20 protein-coding genes are annotated in these 17286 nt (G+C 42.9%); 10 read left to right on the top strand and 10 right to left on the bottom strand.

Annotated elements, in window-relative coordinates:
- Positions 1–81: 81 nt before the first annotated feature.
- The gene (gene glgB / locus AAAH86_RS06680) at positions 82–1977 is read right to left on the bottom strand and encodes a 1,4-alpha-glucan branching protein GlgB (RefSeq protein ID WP_343486737.1); all 1896 of its coding nucleotides are present in this window, start codon (positions 1975–1977) and stop codon (positions 82–84) included.
- 152 nt (positions 1978–2129) lie between these two features.
- Here glgB and AAAH86_RS06685 point away from each other — a divergent pair, with 152 nt between their 5' ends.
- The 6 genes from AAAH86_RS06685 to AAAH86_RS06710 all read left to right on the top strand — a co-directional run bounded on the left by AAAH86_RS06685 (position 2130) and on the right by AAAH86_RS06710 (position 6123).
- On the top strand, positions 2130–2660 hold the full coding sequence (locus AAAH86_RS06685; protein ID WP_343486738.1) for a hypothetical protein: 531 nt from the start codon (positions 2130–2132) through the stop codon (positions 2658–2660).
- 129 nt (positions 2661–2789) lie between these two features.
- A complete protein-coding gene (gene msrB / locus AAAH86_RS06690) occupies positions 2790–3290 on the top strand; it encodes a peptide-methionine (R)-S-oxide reductase MsrB (protein ID WP_343486739.1) in 501 nt (166 codons plus the stop codon).
- Positions 3287–3712, top strand: coding sequence for a peptide-methionine (R)-S-oxide reductase MsrB (msrB, locus tag AAAH86_RS06695; protein ID WP_343486740.1), 426 nt, complete (start codon positions 3287–3289; stop codon positions 3710–3712). The genes msrB (AAAH86_RS06690) and msrB (AAAH86_RS06695) overlap by 4 nt, the downstream gene beginning before the upstream one ends.
- 22 nt (positions 3713–3734) lie before the next feature.
- Positions 3735–4268, top strand: coding sequence for a DUF1572 domain-containing protein (locus tag AAAH86_RS06700; RefSeq protein WP_343486741.1), 534 nt, complete (start codon positions 3735–3737; stop codon positions 4266–4268).
- Between the two features lie 97 nt (positions 4269–4365).
- Positions 4366–5757: a dihydrolipoyl dehydrogenase gene (gene lpdA / locus AAAH86_RS06705; RefSeq protein WP_343486742.1), complete on the top strand. Its 1392-nt coding sequence runs from the start codon at positions 4366–4368 to the stop codon at positions 5755–5757.
- A gap of 87 nt (positions 5758–5844) precedes the next feature.
- Entirely contained in the window at positions 5845–6123 is a 279-nt protein-coding gene (locus AAAH86_RS06710) for a DUF3817 domain-containing protein (protein WP_343486743.1), read from the top strand.
- 4 nt (positions 6124–6127) lie between these two features.
- On the opposite strand, the gene AAAH86_RS06715 is transcribed toward AAAH86_RS06710, so the two are convergent.
- The 6 genes from AAAH86_RS06715 to AAAH86_RS06740 form a co-directional block, all read right to left on the bottom strand.
- A complete protein-coding gene (locus AAAH86_RS06715) occupies positions 6128–7294 on the bottom strand; it encodes a PQQ-dependent sugar dehydrogenase (RefSeq protein WP_343486744.1) in 1167 nt (388 codons plus the stop codon).
- 50 nt (positions 7295–7344) lie between these two features.
- Positions 7345–7761 carry a type II 3-dehydroquinate dehydratase gene (gene aroQ, locus AAAH86_RS06720; protein WP_343486745.1) on the bottom strand — a complete coding sequence of 139 codons (417 nt, stop codon included), beginning with the start codon at positions 7759–7761 and terminating at the stop codon, positions 7345–7347.
- An 80-nt stretch (positions 7762–7841) separates the two neighbouring features.
- Positions 7842–8345: an outer membrane beta-barrel protein gene (locus AAAH86_RS06725; RefSeq protein WP_343486746.1), complete on the bottom strand. Its 504-nt coding sequence runs from the start codon at positions 8343–8345 to the stop codon at positions 7842–7844.
- 300 nt (positions 8346–8645) lie between these two features.
- Entirely contained in the window at positions 8646–9233 is a 588-nt protein-coding gene (locus AAAH86_RS06730; RefSeq protein WP_343486747.1) for a porin family protein, read from the bottom strand.
- Positions 9234–9352: 119 nt separating this feature from the next.
- The gene (locus AAAH86_RS06735; protein ID WP_343486748.1) at positions 9353–9868 is read right to left on the bottom strand and encodes a hypothetical protein; all 516 of its coding nucleotides are present in this window, start codon (positions 9866–9868) and stop codon (positions 9353–9355) included.
- 169 nt (positions 9869–10037) lie between these two features.
- Complete coding sequence (locus tag AAAH86_RS06740; RefSeq protein WP_343486749.1) at positions 10038–10547, bottom strand: outer membrane beta-barrel protein; 510 nt, start codon at positions 10545–10547, stop codon at positions 10038–10040.
- Positions 10548–10714: 167 nt separating this feature from the next.
- Here AAAH86_RS06740 and xerD point away from each other — a divergent pair, with 167 nt between their 5' ends.
- Positions 10715–11611 (top strand): site-specific tyrosine recombinase XerD, encoded by an 897-nt coding sequence (gene xerD, locus AAAH86_RS06745; protein WP_343486750.1) that lies wholly within the window; start codon positions 10715–10717, stop codon positions 11609–11611.
- A gap of 3 nt (positions 11612–11614) precedes the next feature.
- Here the strand turns inward: xerD and AAAH86_RS06750 are convergent, their stop codons facing one another.
- Both AAAH86_RS06750 and AAAH86_RS06755 read right to left on the bottom strand, forming a co-directional pair.
- Positions 11615–12124, bottom strand: coding sequence for a hypothetical protein (locus AAAH86_RS06750; RefSeq protein WP_343486751.1), 510 nt, complete (start codon positions 12122–12124; stop codon positions 11615–11617).
- A 249-nt stretch (positions 12125–12373) separates the two neighbouring features.
- Positions 12374–13663, bottom strand: coding sequence for an NAD(P)/FAD-dependent oxidoreductase (locus AAAH86_RS06755; RefSeq protein ID WP_343486752.1), 1290 nt, complete (start codon positions 13661–13663; stop codon positions 12374–12376).
- Between the two features lie 101 nt (positions 13664–13764).
- Here AAAH86_RS06755 and AAAH86_RS06760 point away from each other — a divergent pair, with 101 nt between their 5' ends.
- From AAAH86_RS06760 to AAAH86_RS06770, 3 genes are all read left to right on the top strand, one after another.
- Complete coding sequence (locus AAAH86_RS06760) at positions 13765–15192, top strand: amidohydrolase (RefSeq protein ID WP_343486753.1); 1428 nt, start codon at positions 13765–13767, stop codon at positions 15190–15192.
- 123 nt (positions 15193–15315) lie between these two features.
- The gene (locus AAAH86_RS06765) at positions 15316–15810 is read left to right on the top strand and encodes a sigma-70 family RNA polymerase sigma factor (protein ID WP_343486754.1); all 495 of its coding nucleotides are present in this window, start codon (positions 15316–15318) and stop codon (positions 15808–15810) included.
- Between the two features lie 2 nt (positions 15811–15812).
- On the top strand, positions 15813–16460 hold the full coding sequence (locus tag AAAH86_RS06770; protein WP_343486755.1) for a hypothetical protein: 648 nt from the start codon (positions 15813–15815) through the stop codon (positions 16458–16460).
- On the opposite strand, the gene AAAH86_RS06775 is transcribed toward AAAH86_RS06770, so the two are convergent.
- Positions 16457–17272, bottom strand: coding sequence for a lysophospholipid acyltransferase family protein (locus AAAH86_RS06775; protein ID WP_343486756.1), 816 nt, complete (start codon positions 17270–17272; stop codon positions 16457–16459). The genes AAAH86_RS06770 and AAAH86_RS06775 overlap by 4 nt on opposite strands.
- Between the last annotated feature and the right edge of the window lie 14 nt (positions 17273–17286).

Here is a 17286-nt window from a genome sequence, read left to right on the forward strand (position 1 = left end):
AGACCCACAAAAGAAGCATTTTAGATTGAGATTCTAAAAAGATGTTGTGAACAAATGAAAAACTACAACGTTGTAGTACGACTATTTATAAACAAGTACACCCAAAGGGGGTAGGTTCATCTCTACAGAGTGTTTTCTACCGTGCCATGATTTGGTTGAGGGCTTCATGGTTTTTTTGCCAGTGCCACTACCACCGTACTTTGAATCATCACTGTTGAACACCAATTTCAATTGCTTTGATTTTGGCACCCCCACCCTATAATTCTCTCGAACCATTGGGGTCATGTTACAGGCAATTATCAGGTCATTTTTGTCATCATGGCCTTTTCTGGTGTAGGTCAACACCGAGTTTTCGGCATCACCCCAATCTATCCACTCAAAACCTTCTTGACTGAATTGTTTTTCATACAATGCAGGTTGGTTTTTATAGAGAGCGTTCAAATCTTTGATCAGTTCTTGAATGCCCGAATGAAGATCATACTGTGTCAAATGCCAATCAAGGCTTTGCTGAAAATTCCACTCAGACGTCTGGCCAAACTCACCGCCCATAAAAATCAAATTTGTTCCCGGGTGGGTAAACATATACCCGAACAACAAACGCAGATTCGCGAAGCGTTGCCACTCGTCACCGGGCATGCGGTAAATCAGTGATTGTTTGCCATACACCACCTCATCATGTGAAAACGGCAACATAAAGTTTTCGGTAAACGCATAGGTCATACTGAAGGTAATGTCGTTTTGGTGGTGCTTGCGATACACAGGTTCTTTCTTGAAATATTCTAAGGTGTCGTGCATCCAGCCCATCATCCATTTCATGCCAAAACCGAGACCGCCAAGATATACCGGTTTTGATACGCCAGTGAACGCGGTGGATTCTTCGGCAATCGTCTGAATACCATCAAATCGTTTATAGACCTCTTCATTGAGCTCTCGAATGAACGACATGGCCTCTAAATATTCATTGTTGCCGTACATATTGGGCTCCCACTCCCCATCTTCGCGGGAATAATCCAAATACAGCATCGAAGCCACGGCATCAACTCGCAATCCGTCAACGTGGTACTGATCCAGCCAAAAGATGGCGTTGCTTATCAGAAAAGCGCGTATCTCATTTCTTCCATAGTTAAAGATCAGGCTTTTCCAATCTGGGTGGTAGCCTTTCCGTCTGTCGGGATGTTCATAGAGATGTGATCCATCAAAAAATCCCAACCCGTGGGCATCTTCAGGAAAATGCGACGGCACCCAATCCAATATCACCCCTATACCAGCCTTATGCAGGGCATCGACCAACAATTTAAAATCTGCTGGTTCGCCAAAACGTGAGGTTGGTGCGAAATAGCCCGTCAGTTGATACCCCCAAGATGGATCAAAAGGATACTCCATGATGGGCATGAACTCTACATGGGTGAACCCCATTTCTTTCACATAGGCCACCAAATCATTGGCCAACTCTTTGTAGCTGAGAAATTCATTGTCGTCTTTTCGTTTCCAAGAGCCCAAATGCACCTCATACACAGAATATGGACTGTCAAGGCCGTTTTTTTCTGGTCGGGCCTTCATCCAATCTGCATCCTTCCATGAATAATCATCCTCCCAAACAATGGATGCCGTTTTAGGCGGTTGCTCACAATAGCGTCCGAATGGATCAGCTTTCTCTGTACTGATATCGTTATTGTGGGAATGTATCTTGTATTTGTATTTGTCTCCTTTTTTCACCCCTGGGATAAATCCTTCCCAAATACCGCTTTCGTCCCAGCGCACGAACAGTGGGTGCTCACCTTCGGTCCAGTAATTGAAATCGCCGATAACCGAAACTGCCTTCGCCGACGGGGCCCAAACGGCAAAATAGGTTCCTTTTTTACCATCGACTTCCACCAAATGGGAACCCAGTTTTTCAAAAAGTCGATAGTGCTTGCCCGATTTAAAGAGATCAATGTCAAAATCGGTAAAAAGACTGTGTGATAGTACGTTGGCCATATTGTTCGGTTTCAAATGCAAACTTACAGATCTTTAATGAGGTAGCATCAAAAAACGCCAGCAACATAAGAAAACATGAGGGTTGATAAAAATGGAACGCTTTTTGATTTACTTGGTAAAATATTCAAAACAACCCTATAAAATCAAAAATCATGAGAAGAAATACATTTAAAACAGTATTAGCAGCACTATTCATCATAACGGCCTTTGCCTGTGAGGGACCACAAGGGCCTCCAGGACCTCCCGGACTTGACGGATTGGATGGAGCTGACACCATAGCCACCGTATTTCAAGAATCGGTAAGTTTTGAGTACCTGACAGAAGCCAATACTTGGGTAAGTGACATACTCTCTTATGATGGGGTTCTTGAAGGTGACGTTTTTTTGGTTTACATTTCATTTGGAAACGATTTGTACACCCCTCTACCAGCAAGTGTTTTCGATGAATTTGGCGAATTTCAATATGTTTTTGACCACGACATCAATACTGTTGAACTACAAATCATTGGAGATAGTGATTTAAGTGGTTTGGATGCAGCTAGCACCCAAAACATCCCTGTACGGGTAGCTATTATCCCCGCAGACTTTAGAAGTGAGTTTAACGCCCAAGATTTTATAAGCCTCGAAAAAGTGATGGACATAAGTGGTTTGGATGTTAATGATATAAAGCATATCGAAAGATAAGATCCAAATAGCACAACTGTATAGACTACAGGCCCATTTCATTGTGATTTGGGCTTTTTTTAGTGTTGGGCAATGGTTATTTTTGAAAGGATGGAAGACTTTTTCCGTCTATTTTGAGAAACGGAAATTATGTACAAAAGTTTTTTTATGATGGTGCTTTTGCTTCTGAGCGCTTGCAAAGGGGTCTCACAAGAAGAGAAAAATACCATGGCAAATGCCGACACCACCGAAAAAGAATTTGAGGTTACCAAAACCGAGGCCGAATGGAGGGCCGAATTGACCGATATGGAGTTTTACGTGCTCAGAAAGGCGGCCACTGAAAATCCGTTTACCAGTGATTTGCTCGACAATAAAGAAAAAGGCACCTATATCTGTGCGGGCTGTGGCACACCCCTGTTCAAAAGCGAGACCAAATTCGACTCCGGTACTGGTTGGCCCAGTTTCTATCAAGAAATTGAGGGCAATGTTGCCTATGATATCGATTATAAAATAGGTTACGCCCGAACCGAGGAGCATTGTGCCACCTGTGGTGGGCATTTGGGGCACGTTTTTGATGATGGCCCAGAACCCACGGGAAAAAGACACTGCATCAATGGTGCCGCGTTAGACTTTATACCCAATCCTGAATGAGCAAAAAATATTCCATAGAGAAAACAGAAGAAGACTGGAAAAAAGAACTCTCACCCGAAGAATATCGGGTGTTGCGTCAAAAAGGCACTGAATATCCGTATACAGGCGAATACAACCTTCATTTTAAAAACGGTGATTATCATTGCAGGGCGTGTAATGCCAAGCTTTTTGAAAGCGACCATAAGTTTGAAAGTGGCTGCGGTTGGCCGTCGTTTGACCAAGCCGTGGAAGGTGCCATTGAATACATTCGAGACACTTCGCACGGCATGATTCGCACTGAGACCGTATGCGCCAATTGTGGCAGCCATCTGGGCCATGTTTTTGATGATGGCCCAAGAGATACCACTGGGCAACGGTACTGCATCAATTCAGTGAGTATTGATTTTAAGGCCCCTCAGGACTTCCCCAAAGGGGAAGAATAGCTAGTTTTCTAAAGTAGATAAAATGAATTTCACTGTTGATTTTATCAAAAGTGCCCGATTTGAATTTGAGCGGTACAAAACGCTCGGTGACAAGACCTTTGCCCAACTTTCTGAAAGGGATTTACATTGGAAATCCTCAGAACATGAAAACAGCATTGCCATCATTGTCAAACATCTAGCGGGCAACATGCTCAGTAGGTGGACCCATTTTTTGACCGAGGATGGTGAAAAACCATGGCGGCATCGAGATGCCGAGTTTGAAAATCCGCCAAAAACAAAAGAAGAATTAATACTACTCTGGGAAAAAGGGTGGAACTGTCTTTTCGATGCTTTGAATACGTTAAACGAGTCAAACTTTGAGACCAAAATAAAGATTCGAGGAGAAAAACACTCCATTGTTCAAGCCGTTCACCGCCAATTAGCACATTATTCAGGCCATGTGGGCCAAATTATTTTGTTGGGCAAGATGGTAAAAAAAGAAGACTGGCAATCACTTTCTGTGCCCAAAGGCAAATCAGAGGCCTTCAACAAGAAAATCTTTGGAAAAAGAAGTTAGTTTTTTTGTACCTCTTTTACTTCAAAAACAATCAAGGAAAACTTAGTTCTGTTCACTATCTTTGCACCGCCTTTTTAACAACTAAAATCACAACATAATGAGCAAATTTGATGTCATTGTTTTAGGTAGTGGTCCTGGTGGATATGTTACCGCTATACGTGCTTCACAACTGGGTTTCAAGACCGCCATCGTCGAAAAAGAGAACTTGGGCGGGGTCTGTTTGAACTGGGGGTGCATCCCTACCAAAGCACTGCTGAAATCTGCTCAAGTATTTGAATATCTGAAACATGCCGAAGATTACGGGCTCAATGCCAAAAAAGTAGAGCATGACTTTGATGCGGTTGTCAAACGCAGTAGAAATGTGGCCGATGGCATGAGCAAGGGCGTTCAATTTTTGATGAAAAAAAATAAAATCGAGGTCTTGAATGGTTTCGGCAAACTCTTGCCGGGCAAGAAAATTGCCGTAAAGGGCGAACATGGTGATGCTGCAGAATATTCGGCAGACCATATCATCATCGCGACCGGCGCTAGAAGCCGTGAATTGCCTAGCCTTCCACAAGATGGCAAAAAAGTGATTGGCTATCGTGAGGCAATGACGTTGGAAAAACAGCCCAAAAAGATGATTGTAGTGGGCAGTGGTGCCATCGGTATTGAATTTGCCTATTTCTACAATGCTATGGGCACCGAGGTCACTGTTGTTGAATACCTTCCCAACATTGTTCCTGTTGAAGATGAGGATGTTTCAAAACAATTGGAACGAAGTTTCAAAAAAACGGGAATAAAAATCAAGACTTCTGCCGAAGTGACCAAAGTGGATACGTCTGGCGATGGTGTCAAGGCCACCGTGAAAACTTCAAAGGGCGAAGAAGTGCTCGAGGCCGATATCGTGCTCTCCGCAGTCGGAATTAAGTCCAATATTGAAAACATCGGTTTGGAAGAAGTCGGCATAGCCACCGACCGCGATAAAATCTTGGTGAACGATTATTACCAGACCAACATTCCAGGCTATTACGCCATTGGTGATGTGACGCCAGGCCAAGCCTTGGCGCACGTTGCCTCTGCTGAAGGCATTCTCTGTGTCGAAAAAATCAAGGGTATGCATGTTGAACCACTCGATTACGGCAACATTCCGGGTTGTACCTATTGTATGCCTGAAGTCGCCTCTGTCGGACTTACCGAAAAGCAGGCCAAAGAAAAAGGCTATGACATTAAAGTCGGTAAGTTTCCATTCTCGGCCAGTGGTAAGGCGAAAGCTTCCGGAAACGCTGATGGTTTCGTTAAGGTCATTTTTGATGCCAAATATGGGGAATGGTTGGGTTGCCACATGATAGGTGCCGGTGTGACCGATATGATTGCCGAAGCCGTGGTCGCCAGAAAATTGGAAACCACAGGGCATGAAGTACTGAAAGCAGTGCACCCCCACCCCACCATGAGCGAGGCGGTTATGGAAGCGGTTGCCGATGCGTATGACGAGGTGATTCACCTTTAATGTTTAAAAGTGTAAGAGTTGATGTGTTTAAATGATTGTAATACCCTCGTTTTTCGACTCCAAAACCCATAAACTTTTAAACTACCTATGTTAAAGCTCTTCAGAATCATTGCCATACTCGAAGGAATCTCTTATTTACTGTTGTTTGGTCTTACCATGCCCTTGAAATATTGGGCAGAGATTGGCCAGCCGAATAAATGGGTGGGTTATGCCCATGGCGTTTTGTTCATTCTGTTTGTGGTCATTGCGGCGGTATTTTGCTATGAACGCAAATGGAGCATCAAACGGTTTTTGATACTTTTTGTGGCTTCTCTATTGCCTTTTGGGACTTTTTATGCGGATAAGAAATATCTGAGTAAGGCCTAAACGGTCAGTCTTCCTGAAATTTGTAGATGTTGCCATCAAAAGCGCAGACATATAGTTCATTGGCTGCATCCGTACCGAAGGAAGCAATATTAAGACCAGATTGCAACAATAATTCGTTGTCGCTTCCGTCAAGTTCCAATGCCCATATTCTGCCAGTGATAAAATCGCCGTAAATGTACCTTCCATTGATGGAAGGGTTTAAGCTTCCTCGATACACATAGCCTCCTGTAATCGAACGGTCGCCATTGTCATGATTGTACTCGAAAATGGGCGGTGTAAGCCCTGAAGTGTCACAATCCCCAGAAAAACAATCCGTTCCCTCAAAGAGTTTCCAGCCATAATTACCTCCCAATACAACAATATCGATTTCCTCTAATTTACCCTGTCCGACATCGCCAATCCATAAATCTCCGGTCTGTGCATCAAAGCTCATCCGCCACGGATTTCTGAAACCGTATGCATAAATTTCTGGACGAACGTTACTTTCTCCCACAAAAGGGTTATCCGAGGGAATGGAATAATTAAGTCCACTATCTTGGTTATCCACATCAATACGGAGGATGTTGCCCAAGAGGTTTGAACGAGTCTGTGCATTATTTTGGGGGTCGCCACTATCACCACCGTCTCCCATAGCAATGTAAAGATACCCATCAGGACCAAAGGCAATTTGGCCCCCATTATGATTGTCGAAAGGTTGGGGAATCTCTAAAAGCATCAACTCACTGTTGGGGTCGGCCATGTCGGTATCGGAAGCCGAAACACTAAACCTAGAGATTACTGAAAGTGTTACTGATGGCGTGTAGCACACATAAAAATAACCGTTGGTTTCATAATTGGGATGAAAGGCAAAACCCAACAGCCCCTGTTCGCTTGTGGTCGATAGCGTACCGCTCAAATCCAAGAACTCCGTACTTTCATCAACCGATTCTTCATTGGAAAATGTATGTATACGTCCACCTTTTTCGGCGACAAAAATTCGGTTTGTGCCATCATTTGGGGACTGTAAATCCAACGGTTGTGAAAACGATAGTTGGGGAAACGCATTCGCAAGGGTCAACTCAACTTGGTCAACAGTATCGTCTGTTGGCGAATCATCGGTACTTGTTGAATCATTATCACAAGAAAAAGCACCAATCAATACCAACAAGAGCAAAAAATTAGGAATTTTCATAGCGGGGGTTTCTATAATTTACGGAAGCAATCCCCCTGATGGATTTTCCATCAGTCAAGAAAGCTCTGTATGGCCAAGTCATAGCTTTTGAGCCCGAAACCCAAAACGACCCCTTTTGCCACTGGCGATATAAAGGATTGATGCCGAAACTCTTCTCTTGAAAAAGTATTTGAAATATGCACCTCAACCACGGGGGTGTCGATGGCTTTGACCACATCACCAATGCCCACTGAGGTATGGGTATACGCAGCAGCGTTGAGAACGATGCCATCGTAAGAAAACCCCACTGATTGTATTTTATCAATCAACTCGCCCTCAATGTTCGATTGAAAATACTCGAGCTGTACATCTTTAAACTTGAATTGTAACTGTGAATAATAATCGTCAAAAGTGGTATCACCGTACACTTCTGGTTCACGCTTACCAAGTAAATTAAGATTCGGGCCATTGATGATGATGATTTTCATGCCATAAATGTAATTATAATTTTAGGGCATAAAAAAAGGGGAGCATATTTGCTCCCCATATATTTTAACGTTCCGATTGTTTAATTAAAACGGTAACCACCTCCAATGGTTAGCGTGTTGATGTCAACAACATCACCAAAATCTCCGCCCCTGGTCAATTGAAATGCATAACGTGCTTCAACAAACCAATTGCTATCGATTTGATAGCCTGCGCCAAATCCGAGATCAAGACCAAGTTCGCCATCAGGAATATCTTCTAACAAATAATTGATCTGGGGACCTGCCTGAATATTGAATTGATCTGATATTTTATACTTTGCCATAACAGGAATGTACAATGATGTTAAATCATCGACAATGCTGAGCAATAAAGAGGGCTCGATGTCAAAATTATCTCCCGCTTCAAAATTGTAACTCCCCCCAATGAAGAAACCCAGTTCGCTGTCACTCGCATCGAAAAAGCCATTGGTGTCAACACTTATTGAAACATTGTTTAAACCGGCTTTAACTGCAAAGCCCTCTTGGGCAGTAGCTGTGACAATCACTGCGAACATCGCTAACCCTGTAAGAATCGTTTTTTTCATGATTAAGATTTTTATTTAGTTATTGTTCAACAAAGGTACAAAACTCAAAAATTGAGTTGTAAAAATATTACAAGCAATAGAGAATTTCTCGAAGCCAACTATCCCCAAGGCATGGCCGTAGGAGTATTTAGCTGGTTCCATTTTAACCTAAAGGTCAAAAACCATCCCGATAGCTATCGGGACTGTTATTTGGATTCCCGTTTTCACGGGAATGACATTTCATCGGAAACCCCGCAGCAAGCTGCGAAGAATTCTTTTCGATTAAATTTTCTGTATTTGTCATATTATCACAACACTTTTTCAATCAAAGAAATACGCTACCCCTACATTAATCTGTTGTGCCCTTAGCGTGAGCAAACCTGAACCAGGGCCATTGTACCTGTTGGTCAACTCTATCGAATACCTTGCCTGAATCGTGAAATTCTCATTGATGTCATAACCTGCCCCAAAACCAATGTCAACGCCAAAATTTCGAAGAATGCTTTCAATGGTATCAGCAAAATCATCATCAATCAATTCTACAGCACCAGTCACGTCATTTTTAATATCGTTCAGCGTCGTTGAAAAACTAAATTGGGGGCCTGCCTGCAGATGAAAACTTTCAGCAGCATAAAACTTGAGCATGGCCGGTAGAAAAATAAAGCCCAGATCGCCTGCACTACCATAGGTCAGTTCGGGCTGAAAATGCAGTTTTTCAGAAATTGGTACATCAAGAATTCCACCGATATAAAATCCCGTATTATTGGTGGCCGAGATGTTGCCGAGGGTAAAATCAAAATCAACATTACTGTTCAACAAGCCACCAGTAAGGCCAAACCTTGGTGTTTCTTGCGCGCAAATGCTGCATACAAGAAGTAGCATTGCACCTACTAGGAGTAATCTTTTCATAATCAAAGTGTTTAGTTCGTTCTTTATCAAAGATAAAAATTTCACCCACACCGCTATTTAAAAAGAAAAGCGGGCCTTATCGAAGGCCCGCCCACTCATTTTTTATGATAAAACTGGTATTAAAAACCAAAAAGCACCCCTAAAGTCGCAGTGCTCCATGTACCGCCATCAAGTTCAATGCCTGTGTATGAGCCAGTAATCTCTGTACCACGGCCAATGTTGAAGGCCACTATCGGGCGATAGTAAAATCCACTATCGGTATCTTCTGAAACGCCAACAGCATATCCCACGTCAGCACCAAAATTCAATCTGCTCCTCACATGGGGAAAAACACGAACAAGTCCCGCAACTGGCAAGAACTGTACATTATCAAAATTTGATTGCACGGCCAGGTCATCAGTTTCTAAAAAGGCGTTTGTAAACCCGGTAGCCAAGCCAATATCGAACACTTTTGAAACCCCATAATGATACGCTGCATCCAACCCCAAGCTGAACTTGGCAATCTCGGAGGCATCGCCGACAGGAAGCCCGCCATTGATACCAAACTTGAATTTGTCACGATCGGTATTGTTCTGTGCCTGTATCTTTACGGCCAGCCCTAACAGAAGAATGATAAGAATAGTTGCTTTCTTCATTTTTTATTGGTTTGTTGCATTTAGGCTGCAAGCACGGGTTTTTGATGGTATTCAAATAATTTTAGTTGTGATTGGCAAAAAAGGAGTTGTGAAAACTCCTTCCAATAACATAAGGGTAAAAAAAAGCGGAAGCCTAAAGGCTTCCGCATCATTATTCATATAACTATTTCTAAAGGCCAAACAAAACGCCCAAGGCTATGGTACTCCATGTACCACCATCAAGTGAAATACCAGTATATGATAGATTCAGTTCAGTGTTTCCACCAATTTTATAACCCACTCCAGGTCTATAATAGAATCCTCCATCATTTCCATCACTGATACCGACGGCATAACCCAAATCAGCACCAATACTGAAGTCTTCTGAAGCATTAAATTTACCTGAAGCCGCAATCGGCAAGAATTGAACGTCTTCAAATTCAACTTCCAATTCAAATCCATCTTCAGAGATGGTTTCCGTTTTGCCGAACGCATTGGTAAATCCTGTCGCCACACCAGCGTAGAAAGTATCTGATATTTCCCAGTGATACTTGGCATCAAGACCAAGACTGAAGCTTGAGATATCGCCAGCATCACCAACGGGTAGGGCAACATTGGCACCAAGTTTAAATCCTTCCTGTGCATTAACAAGACCAATGGTAAATAAACCTATGGCAAAAGCCATTATTACTTTTTTCATGTTTTTGTGTTTTAATTTTTTTTGATGGCCCAAACATACCTTATCGCATCTTGCGGCTAATAAAATAGTTGTCAAATTGTAAGAAAACGTTGTCAGAAATAGCATTTTTGATATGTAAACCCAAACTATTCGTATGGTTTGTGCACTTGTAAACTTATCTTTAAACCATGAACTGGCCCCAAGCACTTCAAGATTATCAGGTATATCTCAAGATTGAGCGTGGACTTTCAGCCAACTCCATCAAAAATTATTCATACGACCTACAAAAACTTATTGATTTTCTTGAGGAAAAAGATTTGCAAGCCTCACCCATTGTCATTGAAAAAGACTATTTGCAGCAATTCATCTACGAAACCGCAAAACAGGTCAAGCCCAGGTCACAGGCCAGAATCGTCTCTGGCCTGAAAAGTTTTTTCAATTATCTGGTCTTTGAAAACTATCGGGAGGACAATCCGATGGATTTGATCGAAACCCCAAAGATTGGGCGAAAACTGCCAGACACACTTTCTACCGATGAAATCAATGATCTCATAGCCGCCATCGACCTTTCAAAACCTCAAGGCGAGCGCAACCGTGCCATATTGGAGACATTATATGGCTGTGGCCTACGCGTGTCAGAACTGATTGGTCTTCGCCTATCGGATTTATTTTTTGATGAGGATTTCATCCGTATAACCGGAAAAGGCAATAAACAACGCTTTGTACCCATTGGTGAAGTGACCAAAAAATATATCAACATCTACAGGCACGAAGTACGCAATCATCTGAAACCGCAAAAAGAAAGTGAAGACGTTTTGTTTTTGAACCGACGGGGCAAACAATTGACCCGTGCCATGGTGTTCACCATCATCAAAAGATTGGCCGAAAAGATTGGATTGAAGAAAAATATCAGTCCACATACCTTTCGTCACTCGTTTGCCACCCATTTATTGGAAAACGGTGCGGATTTGCGTGCCATTCAACAAATGTTGGGCCACGAGAGCATCACCACCACCGAGGTGTATGTACATGTTGACCGCACGCATTTGGCAAAAACGCTTAGGGATTTTCACCCACGAAATTAAGTCTTAGAACTTCCATTTTGAACCCAGGTATAGTGCCCCTTTGCCATCTGGATTACTAAATCCCTGTGGCGCAAATTTAGGAGTGTTGAGAAGTTGTCTGAATCCAGCTTGAATAAACATATCTTCTTTGGGCTCATATTCAATTTCAATAAGAATCTCTTTTCTTGCTGAATCACCTCTAGGATTAATCATATTTATTCCGTTTCTCATGGAAGTAAAATCCCATTCGTATTGAATCCCACCTACTCCGTATAATTTCTTTGCAATTTTCTTTCTAAGAACCAATTGACTTCGAAAAATTTCAAAAGCAGGGGTCTTTTCATTGAAACCCCTCAGAATGATATCGGTCGATGGATTCAAGGGATAACTTACCGAAAAATTGCCAAAATCATATTTCTCATCAGCGAAATCATAGCCAAAACTCTCAACAGTAATAGGTTTTGGTTCTTGACTATAACCTTGAAATACAAAAAGGATGAAAATAAACGCTATGCATAATTGTATCGGCCTCAAAGCGGTAATTTGACCTTTAAGTTAAGAACTAAACAATGATGCCCAGCTGGATTTAGACAAATTTAACAGCAACGAAACTGCTTATTTTAACGTGAATAATGGATAAGCCATCCGAAGCCGGAAATTATATTTCCCTGACCCTGAAGGGTAATAATTTCCTGAATTTCAGATATTTTTTGAGGATTTTTCTTCCCTTCAGGGTATGGGGAAAAGAAAAATCAGACGATTTCGCTTATCCATCATTCAAAGTTATTTAGAAGTCTGATATTGCTTTTTAAAAGGTCGGATGATCAATCTGGCCTCTCGGTCAAATTTGATGTAATTGTAGACCCAGTTGATAAACACCACCACTCGGTTTCTAAAGCCGATCAAAAAGAAAAGGTGTACAAACATCCAAACAAACCAGGCAAAAACCCCTTGAAATTTGAACCGTTTTAAATCGGCCACGGCTTTGTTGCGGCCTATGGTGGCCATACTGCCCTTATCGTGATATTCAAAGGCTTTCAATTTTTTTCCTTCAAGCATTCGTACCAGATTGTCACCCAAATTATCGCCCTGTTGCATGGCCGGCTGTGCCATCATCGGATGCCCTTTTGGATGTTTCTCAGTACTCATACAGGCCACATCACCAATAGCAAAGATGTGTTCAAAACCTTCCACCTGATGGTACGGGTTCACTTTCAGACGGTGGCCAAAAGTACAGAGCTCTGTCGCATCCAACCCTTTTACAGAAGCAGCCTTGACACCAGCTGCCCACACCACGGTTGCCGTTTCAAAAGAAACATCCCTGTCAGTGGTCACCAAATTGCCATCATAGCCGGTCACCCTGATATTTTTCCAAACGTTAACCCCCAAGCCTTCCAGAAAATCCTCAGCCTTTTTTGAGGCGATTTCACTCATGGCGGGCAACAATCTATCCCCGCCCTGCACCAAATTGATCTGTGCCCTTCGCGTATCAAGATCGGGGTAATCTTTGGGAAGAATCCCTTTTTTGATTTCTGCCAGTGCACCAGCCAGTTCAACTCCCGTTGGGCCACCGCCCACAATCACAAAGTTCATCAGCGCATCGCGATCGTGAAGGTCGTCGGTCAACAAGGCCTGTTCGAAGTTTTCAAGAATAAGGCTACGAAGATTCAACGATTGTGGAATCGTCTTCATGGCCATACTGTTTTTTTCGATGGATTCATTGCCAAAAAAATTCGTCTCTGAACCCGTCGCCACGACCAGATAGTCAAATTTCAAATCCCCGATGTTGGTGCTGACCAGATTTTTTTCGATATCAACATTCAAAACCTCGGCCAAACGGAAGTAAAAATTGGGGTAGCCCTGTAACACTTTTCGTATGGGATATGCTATGGAGTCAGGTTCCAATCCTCCTGTGGAAACTTGATACAAAAGCGGTTGAAATGTGTGATAGTTATGTCGGTCAAGAAGAACGACCTGTAACTCTTTCTTGCTCAGTTTTTTGGCAAGGGAGATGCCTCCGAAACCCCCACCAATAATCACAACTCTGGGAAAACTCGATTGTGGTATGTTCATTAGCTATTGTTAGAAGTGCAAATTTACGATTTAACACAAGGGCAAAACGCATTTTCGCCAACAGATTTTAGTATATTCGAATGACAACCAAAATGAGTACCATGCACAAATTTATTACAACCACAGTCTTCACTTTGTTGGCCATTTGGTCAATCACCGCACAAAGCAATAAAAAAGAAGTTCTCGAACGGCTTGACACAAAAAAAGAACAATATGCTTCAATAGCCCTTAAAATCTGGGATTTGGCAGAAATGGGCTATTTAGAGGAAAAAAGCGCTGCCCTTCTTCAAAAAACGCTGTCAGAACAAGGGTTTTCCATTAAAAAAGGAGTTGCTGAAATTCCCACGGCCTTCATTGCGGAATACGGATCAGGATACCCTGTGATTGCCATTCTGGGCGAGTTTGACGCCCTGCCGGGACTTTCCCAAGAAGCGGTGCCCGAGAAAAAATCTGCAGGCGGGGAAGCTGGTCATGCCTGTGGGCATCATTTATTCGGAACGGCATCTACGGCAGCGGCAATTGCCGTAAAGGATTGGATGACCAAAACCAACCAGCAAGGTACCATCCGTTTTTATGGATGCCCAGCGGAAGAAGGCGGTGGTGCCAAAGTCTACATGGCCCGTGAAGGACTTTTTGATGATGTTGACGTGGCATTGCATTGGCATCCAGGTTCGCAAAATGCTGCAAGTGCTGCAGCAGCCTTGGCGAATATCTCGGCCAAGTTTCGATTTCATGGCATTTCTGCACATGCCGCCGGAGCACCCCAAATGGGCCGGTCGTCATTGGATGGTGTTGAAGCCATGAATATGATGGTCAACATGATGCGTGAACACATTCCCCAAGAAGCCCGTATTCATTATGTCATCACCGATGGGGGAAAAGCTCCGAATGTGGTACCCGATTTTGCAGAGGTCTATTATTATGCCCGTCACAATCGTCGTGACGTCGTCAGAAACATCTTTGAACGCATTGTTAAGGCTGCGGAAGGGGCCGCCATGGGTACAGGCACCACCATGGATTATGAATTGGTCAACGGCGTTCATGAACTACTGCCCAACCTTACCCTGCAACAGTTGGTGCACGATAACCTTTCAAAGATTGGTGGCATCACCTATTCTGAAGAAGAGAGAAAGTTTGCAGACCAAATCGCTGTGAGCTTAGGGCAAGAAAATGCCAACGAAGAACGGGCAAAAAGTGTACAGCCCTATAAAGAAGAAGCCCGTGCTTATGGTTCGACCGATGTGGGTGATGTCAGTTTCGTCGTGCCCACCGTTGGTTTCAGCACCGCAACATGGGTGCCCGGCACTCCTGCCCATAGCTGGCAGGCCGTTGCCGCCGGGGGTACTTCCATCGGTGTGAAAGGCATGATGGTCGCTGCAAAAACCTTGACCGCCACTGCCATTGATTTGTTTCAAAAAACAGATTTGGTAAAAAAGGCCAAAACGGAGTTTGAAGAACGAAGGGGTTCAGATTTCGCGTATCAGCCATTGTTGGGAGATCGTCCGCCAGCGTTGGATTATCGAAAGTAATGGTAGAGTTTAGAAGAATAAATATTTTCGTTACCGCTTACTGTTCACCGGCTACCGACTACTGAAATGTAACAAAAACACCATTTTCACTACCAATAGAACAACCAATCTACCAACTGATACGTGACCAAAGAACTGGAACATCGTTTTGTGACCGAGCTTGAGAACAACCAAAATATTGTTCATAAGGTCTGTAGCCTGTATACCAACAACCGTGATGCACACAATGACCTGTTTCAAGAGATAACGATTCAACTTTGGAAAGCCTATCCGAAATTTCGGGGCGACTCAAAGTTCAGTACTTGGATGTACCGCGTGGCCTTGAACACGGCGATTACCTTGTACCGAAAATCGAAAAGAAGGGTTCAGACCCAAGATTATGACTCCGTAATTTTCAAGATCAAAGCCGACGAATATGATGATACCCAAGAGCGGCAACTCAAATTGATGTATGATGCAGTGAGGCAATTGGGCGATATTGACAAGGCCTTGGTGTTCTTATACCTTGAGGATAAAGATTATACCGAAATTGCTGAAACACTGGGTATCACGGAGGTCAATGCGCGGGTCAAAATGAACCGTATCAAAAACAAACTAAGAACCATATTAAATCCGTAGATATGGCGATGGACGAACTGGAATTATTGAAAAAAGACTGGCAGAAAAAAGAAGGACATCTGCCAAAACTCAGCTACGAGGAAATCTACAAGATGCTGAGAAAAAAATCGTCTTCAATTGTCAGGTGGATTTTCTACATCAGCATTATTGAATTTGTTTTTTGGATTGCCATCAATAGAATTCCGTTGGGTGATGAAGAAAGTAGACTGACAGACGGGGCATTTTCAAAAACGCTATTGGTATCACTAGAGGTTCTCAGCTATGTGATCCTTGCCTATTTTATCTTCAAATTTTATAGCAACTACAAGAAAATAAGTGTCACAGACTCCGCGAGGGATTTGATGAAAAACATCATCATCACGCGAAAGACCGTGATGACCTATGTCTGGATCAGCTTAGGCCTTTTTGCTGCATCCATGCTTTTGGTGTTCATACAGGTGGTATTTTTTAATCCAAACTATTCAGAGGTCACAGAGCAAGTGGCACAGGCCAATAGCCCCATTCTAATGTGGATTTTGATTTTTCTGGCCCTGTTCGCAACCATCGCGATGTTTGTTGGGCTGCTCTGGCTATTCTATCGTTTGCTCTATGGAATATTGCTAAAACGCCTGCGGATGAATTATAAAGAGCTTAGAAATCTTGAGGTTTAGCTATCCCCTTTATAGCTATACTGCCTTTTTTTATGATCCTTTTCATATTCTGCCAGTTCCTCTTCTGGAATGACATGTAAAAATGAGGGATGCTGCTCAATGGCATATTCAAGCTTTTCAATAATCTGTTCGACAGATTCGTTGTCATAATCAATTTCAAGGGGTTCTTTGATTTGCATCGATTGTAAAATTCCTTTTTTCTTGATGTACAGCCCCTTTTTGTCAAAAGACCTTCGAAATCCGTCAATGACCACGGGTACCACAATGGGTTTGTATCGTTTGATGATATGGGCCGTACCCTTTCTGAGCGGTTTCCACGGGGTGGTCGTACCCTGTGGAAAGGTGATGACCCAACCATCATTCAACGCGGTACCAATGTTGGTAATGTCACTGAACTTTACCTGTCGGTTCACGTCTTCACCGCCGGCCCGCCATGTACGCTCAATGCTGATAGAGCCGACATAGGCCAAAACCTTGGTCAACAGGCTTTTTTTCATGGTCTCTTTAGCCGCAACGTAGTAAATGTTCAGCTTGGGCCGCCACAGATATCCAATATTTTTGATACTGTCTTCACGACCACTGAGACTGGCGTTGAATACGTGAAACATGGCCACTACATCGGCAAAATAGGTCTGGTGGTTGCTGACAAATAGTACATTTTTATCAGGTAGTTCGCGAATAATCTCAGAGCCCTCAATCTGTAAATTGTTGAACTGTTTGTACCGCGAATGGGTTATCAGGCCCAAAATACGTATCAGCCATTTTTTAAGAAATAAGTTATGGCCGAAAGGATTTTTTTTAAAAATTCCCATTATGATAAGTTGCT

It is taken from the genome of Allomuricauda sp. d1 (genome assembly GCF_039592695.1).
Lineage (GTDB): Bacteria > Bacteroidota > Bacteroidia > Flavobacteriales > Flavobacteriaceae > Flagellimonas_A.

Excerpts from the sequence above, each read along its gene's own strand:
- glgB (WP_343486737.1), bottom strand. The coding sequence starts at position 1,977 with ATGGCCAACGTACTATCACACAGTCTTTTTACCGATTTTGACATTGAT.
- AAAH86_RS06685 (WP_343486738.1), top strand. The coding sequence starts at position 2,130 with ATGAGAAGAAATACATTTAAAACAGTATTAGCAGCACTATTCATCATA.
- msrB (WP_343486739.1), top strand. The coding sequence starts at position 2,790 with ATGTACAAAAGTTTTTTTATGATGGTGCTTTTGCTTCTGAGCGCTTGC.
- msrB (WP_343486740.1), top strand. The coding sequence starts at position 3,287 with ATGAGCAAAAAATATTCCATAGAGAAAACAGAAGAAGACTGGAAAAAA.
- AAAH86_RS06700 (WP_343486741.1), top strand. The coding sequence starts at position 3,735 with ATGAATTTCACTGTTGATTTTATCAAAAGTGCCCGATTTGAATTTGAG.
- lpdA (WP_343486742.1), top strand. The coding sequence starts at position 4,366 with ATGAGCAAATTTGATGTCATTGTTTTAGGTAGTGGTCCTGGTGGATAT.
- AAAH86_RS06710 (WP_343486743.1), top strand. The coding sequence starts at position 5,845 with ATGTTAAAGCTCTTCAGAATCATTGCCATACTCGAAGGAATCTCTTAT.
- AAAH86_RS06715 (WP_343486744.1), bottom strand. The coding sequence starts at position 7,294 with ATGAAAATTCCTAATTTTTTGCTCTTGTTGGTATTGATTGGTGCTTTT.
- aroQ (WP_343486745.1), bottom strand. The coding sequence starts at position 7,761 with ATGAAAATCATCATCATCAATGGCCCGAATCTTAATTTACTTGGTAAG.
- AAAH86_RS06725 (WP_343486746.1), bottom strand. The coding sequence starts at position 8,345 with ATGAAAAAAACGATTCTTACAGGGTTAGCGATGTTCGCAGTGATTGTC.
- AAAH86_RS06730 (WP_343486747.1), bottom strand. The coding sequence starts at position 9,233 with ATGAAAAGATTACTCCTAGTAGGTGCAATGCTACTTCTTGTATGCAGC.
- AAAH86_RS06735 (WP_343486748.1), bottom strand. The coding sequence starts at position 9,868 with ATGAAGAAAGCAACTATTCTTATCATTCTTCTGTTAGGGCTGGCCGTA.
- AAAH86_RS06740 (WP_343486749.1), bottom strand. The coding sequence starts at position 10,547 with ATGAAAAAAGTAATAATGGCTTTTGCCATAGGTTTATTTACCATTGGT.
- xerD (WP_343486750.1), top strand. The coding sequence starts at position 10,715 with ATGAACTGGCCCCAAGCACTTCAAGATTATCAGGTATATCTCAAGATT.
- AAAH86_RS06755 (WP_343486752.1), bottom strand. The coding sequence starts at position 13,663 with ATGAACATACCACAATCGAGTTTTCCCAGAGTTGTGATTATTGGTGGG.
- AAAH86_RS06760 (WP_343486753.1), top strand. The coding sequence starts at position 13,765 with ATGCACAAATTTATTACAACCACAGTCTTCACTTTGTTGGCCATTTGG.
- AAAH86_RS06770 (WP_343486755.1), top strand. The coding sequence starts at position 15,813 with ATGGCGATGGACGAACTGGAATTATTGAAAAAAGACTGGCAGAAAAAA.
- AAAH86_RS06775 (WP_343486756.1), bottom strand. The coding sequence starts at position 17,272 with ATGGGAATTTTTAAAAAAAATCCTTTCGGCCATAACTTATTTCTTAAA.